This is a genomic window from Bradyrhizobium sp. WSM1253 (genome assembly GCF_000244935.1).
Classification (GTDB): Bacteria; Pseudomonadota; Alphaproteobacteria; order Rhizobiales; family Xanthobacteraceae; genus Bradyrhizobium; species Bradyrhizobium canariense.
Genome location: NZ_JH600073.1, coordinates 6,397,032 through 6,411,836, shown reverse-complemented (window position 1 = coordinate 6,411,836; position 14,805 = coordinate 6,397,032). Strand labels below are relative to the sequence as shown.

General features: G+C 64.5%; 15 protein-coding genes and 1 other RNA gene. 4 read left to right on the top strand and 12 right to left on the bottom strand.

Annotation, left to right across the window (positions count from 1 at the left end; translation table 11 throughout):
• Nucleotides 1–302: 302 nt before the first annotated feature.
• Nucleotides 303–1,259 carry a tRNA (adenosine(37)-N6)-dimethylallyltransferase MiaA gene (gene miaA, locus BRA1253DRAFT_RS31270; protein WP_007600982.1) on the bottom strand — a complete coding sequence of 319 codons (957 nt, stop codon included), beginning with the start codon at nt 1,257–1,259 and terminating at the stop codon, nt 303–305.
• 11 nt (nt 1,260–1,270) lie between these two features.
• On the opposite strand from miaA, the gene serB reads away from it, so the two are divergent.
• Nucleotides 1,271–2,176 carry a phosphoserine phosphatase SerB gene (gene serB / locus BRA1253DRAFT_RS31265; RefSeq protein WP_007600981.1) on the top strand — a complete coding sequence of 302 codons (906 nt, stop codon included), beginning with the start codon at nt 1,271–1,273 and terminating at the stop codon, nt 2,174–2,176.
• A gap of 139 nt (nt 2,177–2,315) precedes the next feature.
• Here serB and BRA1253DRAFT_RS31260 read toward each other — a convergent pair whose 3' ends face one another.
• From BRA1253DRAFT_RS31260 to BRA1253DRAFT_RS31210, 11 genes are all read right to left on the bottom strand, one after another.
• Entirely contained in the window at nt 2,316–3,812 is a 1,497-nt protein-coding gene (locus BRA1253DRAFT_RS31260) for a Do family serine endopeptidase (RefSeq protein WP_007600980.1), read from the bottom strand.
• Nucleotides 3,813–3,956: 144 nt separating this feature from the next.
• Nucleotides 3,957–4,163: a DUF2065 domain-containing protein gene (locus tag BRA1253DRAFT_RS31255; protein ID WP_007600979.1), complete on the bottom strand. Its 207-nt coding sequence runs from the start codon at nt 4,161–4,163 to the stop codon at nt 3,957–3,959.
• Nucleotides 4,164–4,246: 83 nt separating this feature from the next.
• Nucleotides 4,247–5,143, bottom strand: a complete 897-nt coding sequence (gene hflC / locus BRA1253DRAFT_RS31250; RefSeq protein ID WP_007600978.1) for a protease modulator HflC — start codon at nt 5,141–5,143, stop codon at nt 4,247–4,249.
• Nucleotides 5,140–6,276: an FtsH protease activity modulator HflK gene (gene hflK / locus BRA1253DRAFT_RS31245; protein WP_007600977.1), complete on the bottom strand. Its 1,137-nt coding sequence runs from the start codon at nt 6,274–6,276 to the stop codon at nt 5,140–5,142. The genes hflC and hflK overlap by 4 nt, the downstream gene beginning before the upstream one ends.
• Before the next feature lie 153 nt (nt 6,277–6,429).
• The gene (locus tag BRA1253DRAFT_RS31240; RefSeq protein WP_007600976.1) at nt 6,430–6,939 is read right to left on the bottom strand and encodes a dihydrofolate reductase; all 510 of its coding nucleotides are present in this window, start codon (nt 6,937–6,939) and stop codon (nt 6,430–6,432) included.
• Nucleotides 6,939–7,424, bottom strand: a complete 486-nt coding sequence (locus BRA1253DRAFT_RS31235; RefSeq protein WP_007600975.1) for a GNAT family N-acetyltransferase — start codon at nt 7,422–7,424, stop codon at nt 6,939–6,941. Before BRA1253DRAFT_RS31235 ends, BRA1253DRAFT_RS31240 begins: the two co-directional genes overlap by 1 nt.
• 5 nt (nt 7,425–7,429) lie before the next feature.
• Nucleotides 7,430–8,224: a thymidylate synthase gene (locus BRA1253DRAFT_RS31230; protein ID WP_007600974.1), complete on the bottom strand. Its 795-nt coding sequence runs from the start codon at nt 8,222–8,224 to the stop codon at nt 7,430–7,432.
• Nucleotides 8,225–8,446: 222 nt separating this feature from the next.
• Complete coding sequence (locus tag BRA1253DRAFT_RS31225) at nt 8,447–10,012, bottom strand: tripartite tricarboxylate transporter permease (RefSeq protein WP_007600973.1); 1,566 nt, start codon at nt 10,010–10,012, stop codon at nt 8,447–8,449.
• Between the two features lie 7 nt (nt 10,013–10,019).
• Nucleotides 10,020–10,781, bottom strand: coding sequence for a tripartite tricarboxylate transporter TctB family protein (locus BRA1253DRAFT_RS31220; protein ID WP_007600972.1), 762 nt, complete (start codon nt 10,779–10,781; stop codon nt 10,020–10,022).
• A 95-nt stretch (nt 10,782–10,876) separates the two neighbouring features.
• Entirely contained in the window at nt 10,877–11,407 is a 531-nt protein-coding gene (locus BRA1253DRAFT_RS31215; RefSeq protein WP_007600971.1) for a chromate transporter, read from the bottom strand.
• Nucleotides 11,404–12,021, bottom strand: coding sequence for a chromate transporter (locus tag BRA1253DRAFT_RS31210; RefSeq protein WP_007600970.1), 618 nt, complete (start codon nt 12,019–12,021; stop codon nt 11,404–11,406). The genes BRA1253DRAFT_RS31215 and BRA1253DRAFT_RS31210 overlap by 4 nt, the downstream gene beginning before the upstream one ends.
• 84 nt (nt 12,022–12,105) lie before the next feature.
• Here BRA1253DRAFT_RS31210 and ssrA point away from each other — a divergent pair.
• The 3 genes from ssrA (at nt 12,106) to fumC (ending at nt 14,661) form a co-directional block, all read left to right on the top strand.
• Nucleotides 12,106–12,471, top strand: a transfer-messenger RNA (tmRNA) gene (gene ssrA, locus BRA1253DRAFT_RS42120).
• A gap of 114 nt (nt 12,472–12,585) precedes the next feature.
• On the top strand, nt 12,586–13,101 hold the full coding sequence (locus tag BRA1253DRAFT_RS31205) for an SspB family protein (RefSeq protein WP_007600965.1): 516 nt from the start codon (nt 12,586–12,588) through the stop codon (nt 13,099–13,101).
• Nucleotides 13,102–13,188: 87 nt separating this feature from the next.
• Nucleotides 13,189–14,661, top strand: coding sequence for a class II fumarate hydratase (fumC, locus tag BRA1253DRAFT_RS31200; protein WP_035994266.1), 1,473 nt, complete (start codon nt 13,189–13,191; stop codon nt 14,659–14,661).
• Nucleotides 14,662–14,805 lie beyond the last annotated feature (144 nt).

Genomic DNA, 14,805 nt, shown 5'->3' with positions numbered 1-14,805 from the left:
CGGCTTCGTTCGTGTCGGGTTTTCGGAAATAAAAAAGGCCCCGAAGAGGGCCCATGCACACCGCCTGTCATGTGGATGGCAGCTAGCCACCCCCGGCGGTGTGCCTGGGTACGACGGCGATAAGGAGTTTGGTAATAATATTACGCATGGCGGCGGCTCGGCTTCCCAAAGGTTGCGCGAAACATAGCGGCCAAAGCCCGGATGTCAAGGCGATGCGGCCGTTCCTGCGCGATTTTGGCAGTGTAGCGGCGTTCCCGGGGTTGGGCGAGAGGTAAATTCGGCGACCGAGGCACAAAAGCGTGTCAACCGGGGTCCCGGGCCGCGTTCACCGCCGCCGCCAGCCAGCCCCGCACCCCCTCCGGCTTCACCCACTCGAATTCGGGCAATTGGTGCCGAAACCAGGTGAACTGCCGCTTGGCGTAGTGGCGGGTGTCGGCGCGGCCGATGGTGGCCGCCTGCTCCAGGCTGAGCTCACCACGCAGATGCCGGACCAGGGCCGGCACGCCGTGAGCCTTCATCGCCGGCAGCAACGGATCGAGGCCTCGGGCGGCGAGACGCTCGACCTCCTCCAGCGCGCCGGCCTCCAACATGACATCAAAGCGGGCGTCGATGCGCGCATAGAGGTCGTCGCGCTCGGGCGCGAGAAACACAGCGCGAAAACTGTCCTTGGGCAAGAGCGGCGGCTGCCCCTCATGGTGCCAGTCCAGCAGCGAACGGCCGGTGGCTTCGACCACTTCGAGCGCGCGCGCAATGCGCGTGCGGTCACGCAGGTTCAATCGCTCGGCCGCCCTGGGATCGGCGGCTGCGAGTTCCGCGTGCATCGCCTCAACGCCGTTCCGCTCCAGCCGCGCCCGGACGTCCTCGCGCACCTCGGCGGGGATTGGCGGCACCACGGAAAGGCCCGCCGTCAGCGCCTTGAAATACAGCCCGGTGCCGCCGATGAAGATCGGCAGGCGGCCTTCGGCTTGCGCCTCTTCAAGCGCCCTCGCCGCGTCACTCACCCAGGCTCCGGCCGAAAAATTCACGGCCGCATCGACATGGCCGTACAGGCGATGAGGCACCTGCGCCTCGTCGCCTAGGGTGGGGCGCGCGGTGATGATGCGGAGGTCGCGGTAGACCTGCATGGAATCGGCATTGATCACGACCCCGTTCGCAGCGAGCGCAAGCTCGATCGCGAGCGCCGACTTGCCGCTGGCGGTCGGGCCTGCGATAAGCACGGCCTTGCCAACATGCCCTCTGCCGACTTGCCCCTCGCTCACGAAAACCTCAAATGTCCCTCGTTGCCACGCTGATCTGCAACCCGAATAACCCCGCGCTCGACTCGACCATCGTCGACGGAGCCCGCGCCGTGCTGCCTCAGGCAGCTCCCGCGCACTGGCTGTTCGACGGGGTGGCAGTCGACATCCCCTTCGGCGCCGACAGTAACCTCGAAGGCGACCGTCACGCCATCGAACAGCGGCTCCGCGAGCTTCGCGGCGACCTACCGATTGATATCGTGGTGCAACCAGTCGGCTTCCGGCGCAAGAAGCTTTTTCTCGCCGACATGGATTCCACCATGATCGGCCAGGAATGCATCGACGAGCTCGCCGATTGCGTCGGGGTGAAGGCCCATGTGGCAGCCATCACCGAGCGTGCGATGCGCGGCGAGGTCGAGTTCGAGCCGGCGCTGCGCGAGCGCGTCGCGCTGCTCAAAGACCTCCCCGCCAGTGCCGTCGACGAGGTGCTGGCCAAGCGCATTACGCTGACGCCGGGTGGCCGCGAATTGGTCGCGACCATGCGCGCCCATGGCGCCTATGCCTGTCTCGTCTCCGGCGGCTTCACACTGTTCACCAGTGCGGTCGCCACCAGGATCGGTTTCCAGGAGAACCGCGCCAACGAGCTCGTCGTCCGCGACGGCAAGTTCACCGGCGAGGTGAAGGAGCCGATTTTGGGGCGCGCGGCAAAGCTCGCGACGCTGGTGGATCTGATGGAGTCGTTCGATCTCGACGACGTCGACTCGCTGGCGGTCGGCGACGGCGCCAATGATCTCGCGATGATCCAGGCGGCTGGGCTGGGCGTGGCGTATCATGCCAAGCCTGCGGTGGCCGCGGCTGCGGCAGCCCGGATCGATCATGGCGATCTCACCGCGCTGCTGTATGCCCAGGGGTATCGACGCGAGGAGTTCGTGGAGGCGTAGCCTCCTCTCCGCTGTCATCACCCGCGAAAGCGGGTGATCCAGTATTCCAGAGACAGGGCGAGGATACGGAAAAGCCGCGGCGTACTGGATGCCCCGCTTTCGCGGAGCATGACAGTGAATGTGTGGCGACTCGTGCCCCTTACTGCACGCTCAACGCCACGAAGCGCAGCTCGCCGTCGGCGTTCGACACCAGCAGCAGCACCGACTTCTTGCCGTCCTTCTTGAGCTGGTCGACCCGCTTCTGGATGTCGGCGCCGCTGGAGACGCCCTCCTGCGCCACCTCGACGATGACGTCGCCGGCGGAGAGGCGCTTCTCGGCGGCGTCCGAATTGGCGTCGACATTGGTGACGACCACGCCCTTGACGCTGTCCTTGATCTTGTAGCGCGCACGCAGGTCCTTGCTCAGCGCCGCGAGATCGAGGCCGAGCGCCTTCTGCGTCACGGTCTTTTCAGGCGGAGGCTCGTCGGTCTTCACTGCGGCCTGCACCTTGTCGGGATCCTGCAACCGGCCGAGCGTGACCTTCTTGGTCTCCTCCTGACTCTTGCGGATGATGACGACGTCGACCTCCTTGCCGACCGCCGTGTCGGCGACCACGCGAGACAGATCCTTCGGGTCCTTGACGTCCTTGCCGTCGAACTTGACGACGACGTCGCCGGGCTCGATGCCGGCCGGCTTGGCCGGGCCCTTGTCGTCGACGCCGGCAACCAGCGCGCCGCGCGGCGGCTTGATGTTGAGGCTCTCGGCGATCTCGTCGGTAACGCTCTGGATGCGCACGCCCAGCCAGCCGCGGCGCAACTCGCCGAACTGGCGGAGCTGGTCGACCACACCCGCGACCGTCTTCGACGGTACGGCGAAGCCGATGCCGATCGAGCCGCCGGAGGGCGAGATGATCAATGTGTTGACGCCGATGACGTCGCCATCGAGGTTGAACAGCGGACCGCCGGAATTGCCGCGGTTGATGGAGGCGTCGGTCTGAATGTAGCTGTCGTACGGACCTGACGAGATGTCACGGTTCTTCGCCGAAACAATACCGGCCGTCACGGTGCCGCCGAGGCTGAAAGGATTGCCGATCGCGACGACCCAGTCGCCGAGGCGCAGCTTGTCGGAATCGCCGAACTTCACCGACACCAGCGGCTTCGGCGGCTTGAACTTCAGCACGGCAAGGTCGGTCTTCTTGTCGACGCCGACCAGGTCGGCCTTGATCTTGGTCCCGTCGTTGAGGATGACGTTGATCTCGTCGGCGTCCGCGATGACGTGGTTGTTGGTGACGACGACGCCTGACGTGTCGATGATGAAGCCGCTTCCGAGCGAGTTGGTCTTGCGCGGCGCCGGACTATTCTCTCCGCCCTTGCTGCCGCCGCCGGGACCCTTGCGATTCTTGAAGAAGTCGTCGAAGAACTCCTCGAAGGGCGAGCCGGGCGGCAGTTGCGGCATGGCATTGCCGCCGCCGCCCTTGGCTTCGACGGTTTGCGAGGTCGAGATGTTGACGACCGCGTCGATCACCTTCTCGGCGACGTCGGCGATGCCGTCCGGTCCGCGCGCAGAGGCCGGTGTGCCGAATGCGCTGAAAGCGCCAACGGCGAGCGCGGCCAGCCCTAAGCGCAAACGGGTCGGGGCAATGGTGGCAGCGGTCATTGTGATCTCCAGGAAGCAAGGATTCGGCGTCAAGACTGCGCTCGAACGGGGGGACGGCGCAAGCGCGGACCTTAACGGGCCTCAAGACCCGGACAATAAGGCGAAAACCGGTCCCTCGCCTTCACTTTGGCGTTGGTGCGACGGCTAAATTGGCCGTCGCATAACCCAGATCAGGACCAAGCCGGCCACGGCCGAACCAATGCCGACCGCTCGCAGGACATTGTCCGGTGTGGCCATCGCGCTTTTCATGGCCTTGCGCATCCAGGCCGGGCTTGCCGCGAACATCAAGCCTTCCAGCACGAACAGGATGCCCAAACCGATGAGGAAGTCGGTGAACGCAATGGACCTCATCGGATTGGAACCTCCCGTTGTGCTGTTCTTGTCTGGACGAGGGGCGGCCAGACCTGAGGCCCGACTTGCCGCCCTTGTCTCACTTACGGCTTCGCTGGCGTCGTGGTCGCCGTCTTGCCGGACGGGTTACCAAAGAACCGGAAGAAATCCGAGTCCGGGCGCAGCAGGAAGCGGGTGTCGTTCGCGCGCAGCCCGTTCTCATAGGCCGTCATCGAGCGGTAGAAGGAGAAGAAATCCGCATCCTTGCCGTAGGCTTCGGCGAACAGACGGTTGCGCTCGGCATCGCCGACGCCGCGCGTCTGCTCGGCCAGCGACCTTGCATCCGCCTCGATCACGGTCGCCTCGCGGTCGGCCTTGGAGCGGATCTCCTGTGCCTTCTGGCCGCCCTGCGCGCGGAACTCGGCGGCTTCGCGCTCGCGTTCCGTCTTCATGCGCTGATAGACCGCCTGGCTGTTCTGCTCGGGCAGATCGGCACGGCGGATCCGGACGTCGACGACCTGGATGCCGTAGCCGTCGGCCTCATGATCGAGCTGATCGCGGATGCGCTGCATCAGCTTCTCGCGGTCGTCCCGGACCACGTTGATGAAGGTCACCTCGCCGAGAACGCGGCGCAGCGCCGCGTTCAAGAGCGTGGTGAGCTGGATGTTGGCGGCCTGGATCGAGCCGATGCTCTGATAGAAGCGGAGCGCGTCCTTGATGCGGTAACGCGCAAAGGCGTCGACCACGAGCCGCTTCTGGTCGGACGCGATCGCTTCCTGCGACGGGTTCTCCAGATCGAGGATGCGCTTGTCGATGTTGATCACCGAATTCCACGGTGCCTTGAAGTGCAGGCCGGGATCGGTGACGACGTCGACGGGCTTGCCGAATTGCAGCACGATGGTCTGCTCGGTCTGCGCCACCGTGAACAGGGACATGTAGCCCACGATCACGACGAGCAGGAGGCCGAGCAGCGTGACAATGCCTGTGACCGGAGATCTCATCGGTTGCCTCCGGTCGTCTGCTGGCCGGTTGCAGGCGGCCGCTTGGCCGTCAATTCGCTGAGCGGCAGATAAGGCACGACGCCCTGGCCCGACTGGCCGCCGTCATAGATGAGCTTTTCCGAGCCGCCGAGCACGCGCTCCATCGTCTCCAGATAAATCCGTTCACGCGTCACGTCGGGCGCCTTCTTGTATTCCTCGTAAACCTTCAGGAAGCGCGAGCTCTGGCCCTTGGCCTCGGCGACCGTCTGCTCCCTGTAGCCTTCGGCGGCCTGCATGATCTGCGCCGCACGTCCGCGTGCCTGCGGCACGACCTGGTTGGCGTAGGTCTGCGCCTCGTTCTGCAGCTGCTCGAGGTTGGCGCGCGCCGCCTGGACGTCGCGGAAGGCGTCGATCACCTGCGCCGGCGGGTCGACCTTCTGCATCTGCACCTGGCTGATCTGAATGCCGGCGCCGTAGCTGTCCAGGGTCTTCTGGATCAGTTCCTGCACGCCCTGTTCGGTGACGTTGCGCGCGCCGGTCAGGATTGGCTGGATCTGCGAGCGGCCGATCACCTCGCGCATCGCGCTCTCGGCGACCGCCTTTACGGTGCCTTCGGGATTCTGGATGTTGAAGAGGAAATCGCCGACGCCGTTGGGCTTGATGCGCCAGAGCACGGTGAAGTCGACGTCGACGATGTTCTCGTCGCCGGTCAGCATCAGGCTCTCTTCCGGCACGTCACGAATGGAGCGGCCGCGCCGCGCCGGATCGTCGATCAGCGTCATGCCGATGGAAATGGTGGAAACGCGCAATGCCTTTGGCAGCAGCACGGTCTCGATCGGATACGGCAGGTGATAGTTCAGGCCGGGCTCCACGGTGCGGACATGCTTGCCGAAGCGCAGCACGACGCCGAGCTCTTCGGACTGCACCCGGAAGAAGCCCGATAGCAGCCAGAACGCGACGATGAGCAGCACGATCAGCGTGATGCCGATGCCGGAGAAATAGCCGCCCGGCATGATCTGCTGGAGGCGATCCTGGCCGCGCCGCAGAAGATCTTCCAGATCCGGCGGCCTTGGCCCGACCGGTTGCGGGCCGTTGCCCCATGGTCCCTTCGGACCCGAGCCCCATGGGCCACCGCCCTGATTCTTCCACGGCATTCGACGCTCTCCTCGGCAGGGTGAAATTGCCCCCGCCCGCTTTGTCCGGTCCGGCTTTATAGGGGACAGGCAGGTCCCTTACAACGCAGCCCTCGCCGCCCTCCGAGCTAAGCTTGGGGGCAGAAAAGTCAATGTTAACATTGGCAAATGCGGTTAATGGCCCGCCCGCCGACGATATGTCACATAGGAGTAGTCGGCGCTGTCGTGGGGTCCGGCAGGATGACGGATGCGCTCAACCTCATCCCACTCGGCCCTGTCGATGTCGAAATGCGTGTCGCCCTCGGGGCGGGCATGCACTTCGGTGATTTCGAGGCGATCGGCGCGATCGAGCCATTGCCGATAGATTTCGGCACCGCCAATCACGGCGATCTCGGTGACCGAACGCCGCAGGGCATCGCCGCGCGCGATGGCGTCTGCCTCGGCAGTCGATGTCGTGACGATGGCGCCGGTGGCGCGATAGTTCGCATCGCGCGTGACCACGATATTGGTGCGGCCCGGAAGCGGCCGGGGCAGGGATTCGAAGGTCCTGCGGCCCATGATCACGGGCTTGCCGATCGTGAGCGCCTTGAAGCGCGCCATGTCGGATTTCATTCGCCACGGCATCGCGTTGCGGGCGCCGATGACGCCGTTCTCCGCGATCGCGACGACGAAGACGATCTCCATCAGGTCGCGCTCCCGGCAAGCCGTGTCAGCGCCGGACCGGTGACGCGGCACAGCGTCCAGTCCTCCAGCATGATGGCACCGAGCGACTTGTAGAACGCGATCGACGGCGCGTTCCAGTCGAGCACCGCCCATTGCAGCCGCGACCAGCCGTTCTCGACGCATTCCCTGGCAAGGTGCACGAGCAGAGCCTTGCCGAGGCCCCTGCCCCGGTGTGACGGCCGCACATACAAATCTTCGAGATAGATGCCGTGGCGGCCGCTGAACGTCGAGAAATTCGCAAACCACACCGCGAAGCCGACCGGCTCGCCGTTCCACTCGGCGAAGGCGCAATGGACTTGCTGTCGCTCGCCGAACAGTGCGTCGGCGATGTCAGCCTCGGTCGCCTCGACCTCGTGCGAAAGCTTTTCGTACGCGGCGAGCTCGCGGATAAAAGCGAGAATAAGCCCGGCCTCGCCCGGGCGCGCGCGGCGGATATTGAGCGACATCGGCGTCAGACCGCGACCGCGGCCTTGATGTGCGGATGCGGGTCGTAGCCGACGAGCTCAAAGTCCTCGTAACAGAAGGAGAAGATATCCTTCACCTCGGGATTGATCCGCATCACCGGCAGCGCGCGCGGCGCGCGCGTGAGCTGGAGCTTCGCCTGCTCCAGATGGTTGGAATAGAGATGAGTGTCACCGAATGAGTGCACGAAGTCGCCGGCCTTCAGGCCCGTGACCTGCGCCACCATTAGGGTGAGCAGCGCATAGGAGGCGATGTTGAAGGGCACGCCGAGGAACACGTCGGCCGAGCGCTGATAGAGCTGGCACGACAGCTTGCCGTTGGCGACGTAGAACTGGAACAGGCAGTGGCACGGCGGCAGCGCCATCTTGTCGACCTCGGCCGGATTCCAGGCCGAGACGATCAGGCGGCGCGAGTCCGGATTGCGCTTGATCATGTCGATCACGTTCGCGATCTGATCGATGCTGCGTCCGTCCGGCGCGGGCCAGGAGCGCCACTGATGGCCGTAGACGGGGCCGAGATCGCCATTGGCGTCGGCCCACTCGTCCCAGATGGTGACACCGTTGTCGCGCAGATATTTGATGTTGGTATCGCCCTTCAGGAACCACAATAGCTCATGCACGATCGCCTTCAGCGGCAGGCGCTTGGTGGTCAGCATCGGAAAACCGGCAGACAGGTTGAAGCGCATCTGATGGCCGAACACCGACAGCGTGCCGGTGCCGGTCCGGTCGGTCTTTTCGGCGCCGTCTGAAAGAATCCGCTCGAGCAGGTCCTGATACTGGTGCATGTGCGTGAGCCTTTGGGGAGGCGGCGAATTTAGCGGCCGCCCCCGCGCTGCGACAGCGGCGATTCGCCATCGATACGCATTATACCCGGAAAAGTGAGCGTTCCCGGTGCAAACGACAAGGGGCGGAACTCAGCATTCCGCCCCTCGTCTATCAGATTGATCCTGCTGGCCAACTTGCCGGCTGGGTTCGAGGCACGACGCGCCGATGCAGGCGCGGCGCCCTTAGTTTTCGGATTCCGTGAATACCTCGTCGCGCTTGGCACGCAACGCGGGCAGCACCGTGAGCACCAGGAGGAAAGCGGCGATCGCGAGCAGCACGGCCGACAGCGGACGCGTCAGGAACACGCTCCAGTCGCCGCGCGAGATCAGCAGCGCGCGGCGCAGGTTCTCTTCCATCAGCGGTCCGAGCACCATGCCGAGCAGCAGCGGCGCCGGCTCGAAATCGTGCTTGATCAGCCAGTAGCCGACCAGACCGAACACGCCTGCGAGGATGACGTCGACCGGCGCGTTATTCACCGAGTAGATGCCGATCGCGCAGAAGATCACGATCGAGGGGAACATCAGCCGGTAGGGAACGCGCAACAGCCGCACCCAGATTCCAACCAGCGGCAGGTTGATGATGATCAGCATCAGATTGCCGATCCACATCGAGGCGATCATGCCCCAGACCAGCTCCGGCTGCTTCTGCATCACTTGCGGACCCGGTACGATGCCGTGGATGGTCATCGCGCCCACCATCAGCGCCATCACGGCGTTGGGCGGGATGCCGAGTGTCAGCAGCGGGATGAAAGAGGTCTGCGCCGCGGCATTGTTGGCGCTTTCCGGCGCCGCCACGCCCTCGATCGCACCGCGGCCGAACCGCGACGGGTTCTTGGCGATCTTCTTCTCGAGCGTGTAGGACGCAAAGGATGCGATGACGGCGCCGCCGCCCGGCAGGATGCCGAGGATCGAGCCGAGCACGGTGCCGCGCAGGATCGCAGGTGCCGAGTCGATCAGGTCCTTCCTGGTCGGCATCAGGCCGGTGATCTTCTGCTGCACGAGGTCGCGGTTCATCTCGGCGCCGGCGTCGAGGTTGCGGATGATCTCGGCGAAGCCAAACACGCCCATCGCCACCGTCGCAAAGCCGAGACCATCGGCAAGCTCCGGAATGTTGAACGCCATGCGCGAGGCGCCGGTCTCGATGTCAGAGCCGACCATCGACAGCATCAGGCCGAACACGATCATCGCGATCGCCTTCAGCACCGAGCCCTTGGCCAGCACCACCGCGAAGATCAGCCCCAGCACCATCAGCGAGAAATATTCGGCCGGGCCGAACGCCAGCGCGAGCTTGGTCAGCGGCGCACCGAGAACGGCAATGAGCACGGTCGCGACGCAGCCGGCGAAGAACGAGCCGATCGCCGCGATCGCCAGCGCCGGGCCGGCACGGCCTTGCTTTGCCATCTGATGGCCATCGATGGCGGTGACGACCGACGTCGCCTCACCGGGAATATTGACCAGGATCGAGGTGGTCGAGCCGCCGTACTGGGCGCCGTAATAGATGCCGGCGAGCATGATCAGCGCGCCGACCGGCGGCAATCCGAACGTGATGGGCAGGAGCATCGCCACGGTTGCGACGGTGCCGATACCGGGCAGCACGCCGACCAGCGTGCCGACCAATGCGCCAATCAGGCACATGAGAATGTTGATCGAGATCGGCAGCGACAGACCGTAGAGCCACCAGGGTGACCACCAGGAGATCTGAAACACCACACCGAAACCGAGGCCCAGATTGTGGAAGAGATCGAACATCACACCCTCACTGAACCAGGAAGCGCGGGAACATCGGCATCGGCAGCCCGAGCACGTAGGGGAAAAGCAGCGCGCAGCCGAGCGTCAGGCAGGCGCCGACGATGATCGCTTCGAGCCAGCGCGTTTCATGCGTGCCCATCGCCGCGATCAGGAAGCTTGCGAATGCCGTAACCACCACCCCAAGCGGACGAATCGCCAGCGCGAAGAAGACGATCGAGATCATCACAAAGAGCGGCCCACGCCAGGCATAGTGCGCCATGCCCGGCCCGTCGGTCAGCAGTCCCGTCAACGCGATGCCGGCGCCAAGTGCGACGAGCAGCCCGCCAAACATCCGCGGCGCCGTGCCGGCGCCGAAGGAGAAGCCGCGCATCCCCTGCAAATCGCTGGAGGCCCACAGTGCGAACAAGGCGAGCGCCATCAACACGATCCCGCCGACATAGTCCTGCGCCGACCTGATCGTCATGAAGAACGTGAGAATCGCCACCGCAAAGATCGGATAGGAATAGATCAGCGCCAGCAGCACATCGGAGGACGCCTTCTTGGTGTCACCGCCGACCGCCCCGAGCAACGCGCCGGGCGCACCCGCGAGCAGCGCCGTAGCGTGGCTGGTCACCACGGCAGCCGGGCCGCGTCCGGCGCCCCAGCCAAAGATCGTCCCGAACGACCAGATGAATTCGAAAATCTGCGGCGCTATGGCCAGCAGACAAAAGCTGATCACCACCGAGGTGTTTCGGTTGGCTGTCGCCGAGTGGCCCATCGTATCGGCCATGCATGTCTCCTCCGCGACCCGTAAGCCACGAGCACTGTTGTTCTAATCGGCTGGAAATCGATGCCCCCGCCCGGATCCCTGCCTAGCCATTTTCATTACACAATGCCAGCAAAACCCAACAAGCCCCCGACCAGCAAAATCCATAGTGGATTGATGCGCGAGACGGATGCGACCACTGCAACCGTCGCGGTCAGAAGCAGCGCAGCAAGCGTGCGATCGGTCGACTCGGCGAGGATCAGGGCGCTCGCCGCCATCAAGCCGATCGAGAGCGGAACCAGTGCAGCCTGGATCAGCCCGGGCCAGCGCGATTGGCTCGGCCGATTGAGGAGCCGGCTGACATAATAGGCAAGCAGCGCGGTGGGCAGGCACATGGCCAAGGTCGCCGCCAGGGCGCCGGGGATGCCGGCGACGGCATAGCCGATTAACGTGACGATAAGGACGTTCGGACCTGGTGAGAGCTGCGCGATCGCATAGGCGTCGGCGAACTGCTTGTCGGTCATCCAGTGATGCACCTCGACCGCGATGCGGTGCATCTCGGGCACGGCCGCCGCGGCACCGCCGACCGCGAACAGCGACATCAGACCGAAGGTCGAGATCAGCGCCCAGATCGGGTTCTCCGCGTTCATGCTGCTACCTTCCGCCGCATCAGGAAAATGGCGCCGACGCTGACGGGGATCGCAACCAAAAGCACAGCCTGGAGCGGCAGGCGAAGGACGCCGATGGCGAGGAATACGCCTAGCATCAGGATGAGCGCGACGACGTCCAGCCGCTTGAGCAGCGGCGTCATCATCCGGAAGACCACCGCGATCAAGAGGCCGACGGCCGCACAGGAGATGCCCGCGAGGCTGCGGCGCAGCACGTCCACATCGCCGAACCGGGCGTAGATGATCGCGAGCACCGTCATGATCAGCGTGGGCGGGAGCAACAGCCCTGCAAAGGCGGCAATGCCGCCGGCGATTCCGCGCAGCCGCGCGCCGAACACCATCGACAGATTGACGATGTTGGGCCCGGGCAGGAAATGGCAGAGCGCAAACGTCTCGTTGAACTCGTCCGCCGTCATCCAGCGGTGCTGCTCGACGATGGCCTGCCGGGCGAATACCAAAACCCCTCCGAAACCTGCCAGCGACATCCGGGCGAAGGCGAGGAACAGCGCGAGCAAGCCCGGCGGAACGGCGCTGGTGGCCAGACCGTCCGGCTCTTGAACTGGTTGTTGGGCGGCCGGTGCGGAATCCTCGGACATGTCAGGAGCTTAGAACGCCGGCCGGCGCGCGGCCAAGCCTGGCGGGAACCTATCCAAAGGGAACCCCGGAATGATCGCTCGAAACACCTGTTATTTGAAACGTTTGCCCCCTATATTGGGAGTGCCGGTTCGCCGGCTATGGAAATAAACGGTCGTCGCAATAAACCATTCGGACCCGGGGGCGGTACCCGGCGCCTCCACCAAAGCCCACCAGCGGGCTAGCCCTGAGGCGGGCTTTGGCGGGGGCGAAATAGGATCGACGAGGGCGTAAAGGGCGTTCTTTTTCCCGGTATTGTTCCGCCGTTATCGGGCTATGCAATAGTTGCCAACGACAACTTTGCTCCGGTTGCTCAGGCTGCGTAACGCAGTTTGAAAGACCATTCTGAAGTCCTAACGGGTTAAGCTCCGTTAGGCGGGGTTCGGAGGCACCTGGCAACAGAAGCCTCCACTTACCTCTTATTTCCTACCCCGCGGGGACTCCTGCTGACCCGTCAGGCGCGGTACTATTGCGGCTTGGCGAGTCGGGCCGGCAGGGCCCAGCTCCTGGAATGCAACAGGACCACCATGGCGACCGATCATATCCGATACGATGTGCTGGCCCGCGACGCGCTGCGCGGCGTGTTGCGCAAGGTGCTGACCGACGCCGCGTCCCAGGGACTGCCCGGCGAGCACCATTTCTTCATCACCTTCGTGTCGAAGGCCGAGGGCGTGAAGCTGTCGTCGCGGCTGCTGGCGCAATATCCGGAAGAGATGACGATCATCCTGCAGCACCAGTTCTGGGATCTGACCGTGCTCGAGGACCGCTTCGAGGTCGGCCTGTCCTTTGGCGGCATTCCGGAGCGGCTGATCGTGCCGTTCAGCGCCATCAAGAGCTTCCTTGATCCGTCCGTGAAATTCGGCCTCCAGTTCGAGACTTCCGATGTCGCCGACGTCTCGGCCGAGACATTGCCGGCCGCTCCCGCCCCGTCCGCGGTCGCGGTGCCCCCTGCCACTGAACCTGCGGAAGGCACGGAAGAGCCGGCGGCCCCGAACCAGGGCGGCGCCGAAGTCGTGCGATTGGATCGTTTCCGCAAGAAATGATCTAGATCGGACTGGCGCCCGTCGCAGGCGGCCAAACTCCCTATATAGAGGCGCATGAAGAGGCCGCGCGGCATTTCGCGCGGCGGAATGGATGTGCTCATGGCCAAAACTTCCTCCTCGAAGACTTCCCTCTCGAAGACTTCCCGTTCGAAGACCGATCGCGCCTCGCGCCCGGCGACCCGAACCGAGACCGACAGCTTCGGCCCCATCGAGGTCCTCGCCGATCGCTATTGGGGGGCGCAGACCGAACGCTCGCGCCAGAATTTCCGGATCGGCACCGATCGCATGCCGATCTCGCTCGTGCATGCGCTCGGCATCGTCAAGCTCGCCGCGGCGCAGTCCAACCAGGAGCTCGGCCTGCTCGACCAGCGCCGCGCCAACGCCGTTATCCGCGCCGCGCGCGAGGTGATCGAGGGCAAGCTGGACGATCATTTTCCGCTGGTGGTGTGGCAGACCGGCTCGGGCACCCAGAGCAACATGAATCTCAACGAGGTCATCGCCAACCGCGCCAATGAGATGCTCGGCGGCGAGCTCGGCACCAAGAAGCCGGTGCATCCCAACGATCACGTCAACATGAGCCAGTCGTCGAACGACTCGTTCCCGACCGCGATGCATATCGCGGCGGCAAGCCGCATCACCGCCGATCTCGTCCCTGCCCTCGGCGAATTGCTGCGCGCGCTGCGCAAGAAGGAGAAGGAGTTCGCAAAGATCGTCAAGATCGGCCGCACCCACACCCAGGACGCGACGCCGCTGACGCTCGGCCAGGAATTTTCCGGCTATGCCGCGCAGGTCGAAAGCGGCATCGCCCGGCTCAAGGTCGCCGTGAAGGAGCTCTATCCGCTGGCGCAAGGCGGTACCGCCGTCGGCACCGGGCTCAATTCGAAGCCGCGCTTTGCAAAACTGTTCGCAAAGCACGTTGCCGGGATTACCAAGCTGCCCTTCACCAGCGCCCCCAACAAATTCGAGGCGCTGGCCTCGAACGACGCCTATGTGCTGGCGCACGGCGCCATCAATTCGGTCGCGACAGGCCTGTTCAAGATCGCGAACGACATCCGCCTGCTCGGATCGGGTCCGCGTTCGGGCCTCGGCGAACTGATGCTGCCGGAGAACGAGCCGGGCTCCTCGATCATGCCGGGCAAGGTCAATCCGACGCAGTGCGAGGCGATGACCATGGTGTGCTGCCAGGTGTTCGGCAATCACACCGCGATCACGGTCGCCGGCAGCCAGGGCCATTTCGAGCTCAACGTCTACAAGCCTGTGCTGGCCTACAACATGCTGCACTCGATCCGGCTGATGGCGGACGCCGCGCGCTCCTTCACCGAGCATTGCGTCAGCGGCATCCGCGCGGACGAGAAGCGGATCAAGGAACTGATGCAGCGCTCGCTGATGCTGGTGACGGCGCTCGCCCCCAAGATCGGCTACGACAACGCAGCCAAGGTGGCCAAGACGGCGCATGCCAACGGCACCACGCTGAAGGAAGAGGCGCTGCGGCTCGGCTTCGTCTCGGCGGAGGAGTTCGACCGCCTGGTGCGCCCCGAGAAGATGACCAGCCCGGGATAAATTCCGAATTCCGATAGCCATCCGTAATGATACGGAGCCCCAAGCTCCATTAAATGTAGGGCTTAAAGGACGGGATTTGATTACCGTCAATGTCGCGGCGGGATTGCGTGTTACGCAGCCCCTCCGTCCCCAACGGGGCGGAAT

Excerpts from the sequence above, each read along its gene's own strand:
- BRA1253DRAFT_RS31205 (WP_007600965.1), top strand. The coding sequence starts at position 12,586 with ATGGCGACCGATCATATCCGATACGATGTGCTGGCCCGCGACGCGCTG.
- BRA1253DRAFT_RS31215 (WP_007600971.1), bottom strand. The coding sequence starts at position 11,407 with ATGAACGCGGAGAACCCGATCTGGGCGCTGATCTCGACCTTCGGTCTG.
- BRA1253DRAFT_RS31210 (WP_007600970.1), bottom strand. The coding sequence starts at position 12,021 with ATGTCCGAGGATTCCGCACCGGCCGCCCAACAACCAGTTCAAGAGCCG.
- hflK (WP_007600977.1), bottom strand. The coding sequence starts at position 6,276 with ATGCCGTGGAAGAATCAGGGCGGTGGCCCATGGGGCTCGGGTCCGAAG.
- hflC (WP_007600978.1), bottom strand. The coding sequence starts at position 5,143 with ATGAGATCTCCGGTCACAGGCATTGTCACGCTGCTCGGCCTCCTGCTC.
- BRA1253DRAFT_RS31235 (WP_007600975.1), bottom strand. The coding sequence starts at position 7,424 with ATGTCGCTCAATATCCGCCGCGCGCGCCCGGGCGAGGCCGGGCTTATT.
- BRA1253DRAFT_RS31260 (WP_007600980.1), bottom strand. The coding sequence starts at position 3,812 with ATGACCGCTGCCACCATTGCCCCGACCCGTTTGCGCTTAGGGCTGGCC.
- BRA1253DRAFT_RS31255 (WP_007600979.1), bottom strand. The coding sequence starts at position 4,163 with ATGAGGTCCATTGCGTTCACCGACTTCCTCATCGGTTTGGGCATCCTG.
- BRA1253DRAFT_RS31225 (WP_007600973.1), bottom strand. The coding sequence starts at position 10,012 with ATGTTCGATCTCTTCCACAATCTGGGCCTCGGTTTCGGTGTGGTGTTT.
- BRA1253DRAFT_RS31240 (WP_007600976.1), bottom strand. The coding sequence starts at position 6,939 with ATGGAGATCGTCTTCGTCGTCGCGATCGCGGAGAACGGCGTCATCGGC.
- BRA1253DRAFT_RS31230 (WP_007600974.1), bottom strand. The coding sequence starts at position 8,224 with ATGCACCAGTATCAGGACCTGCTCGAGCGGATTCTTTCAGACGGCGCC.
- BRA1253DRAFT_RS31220 (WP_007600972.1), bottom strand. The coding sequence starts at position 10,781 with ATGGCCGATACGATGGGCCACTCGGCGACAGCCAACCGAAACACCTCG.
- serB (WP_007600981.1), top strand. The coding sequence starts at position 1,271 with ATGTCCCTCGTTGCCACGCTGATCTGCAACCCGAATAACCCCGCGCTC.
- fumC (WP_035994266.1), top strand. The coding sequence starts at position 13,189 with ATGGATGTGCTCATGGCCAAAACTTCCTCCTCGAAGACTTCCCTCTCG.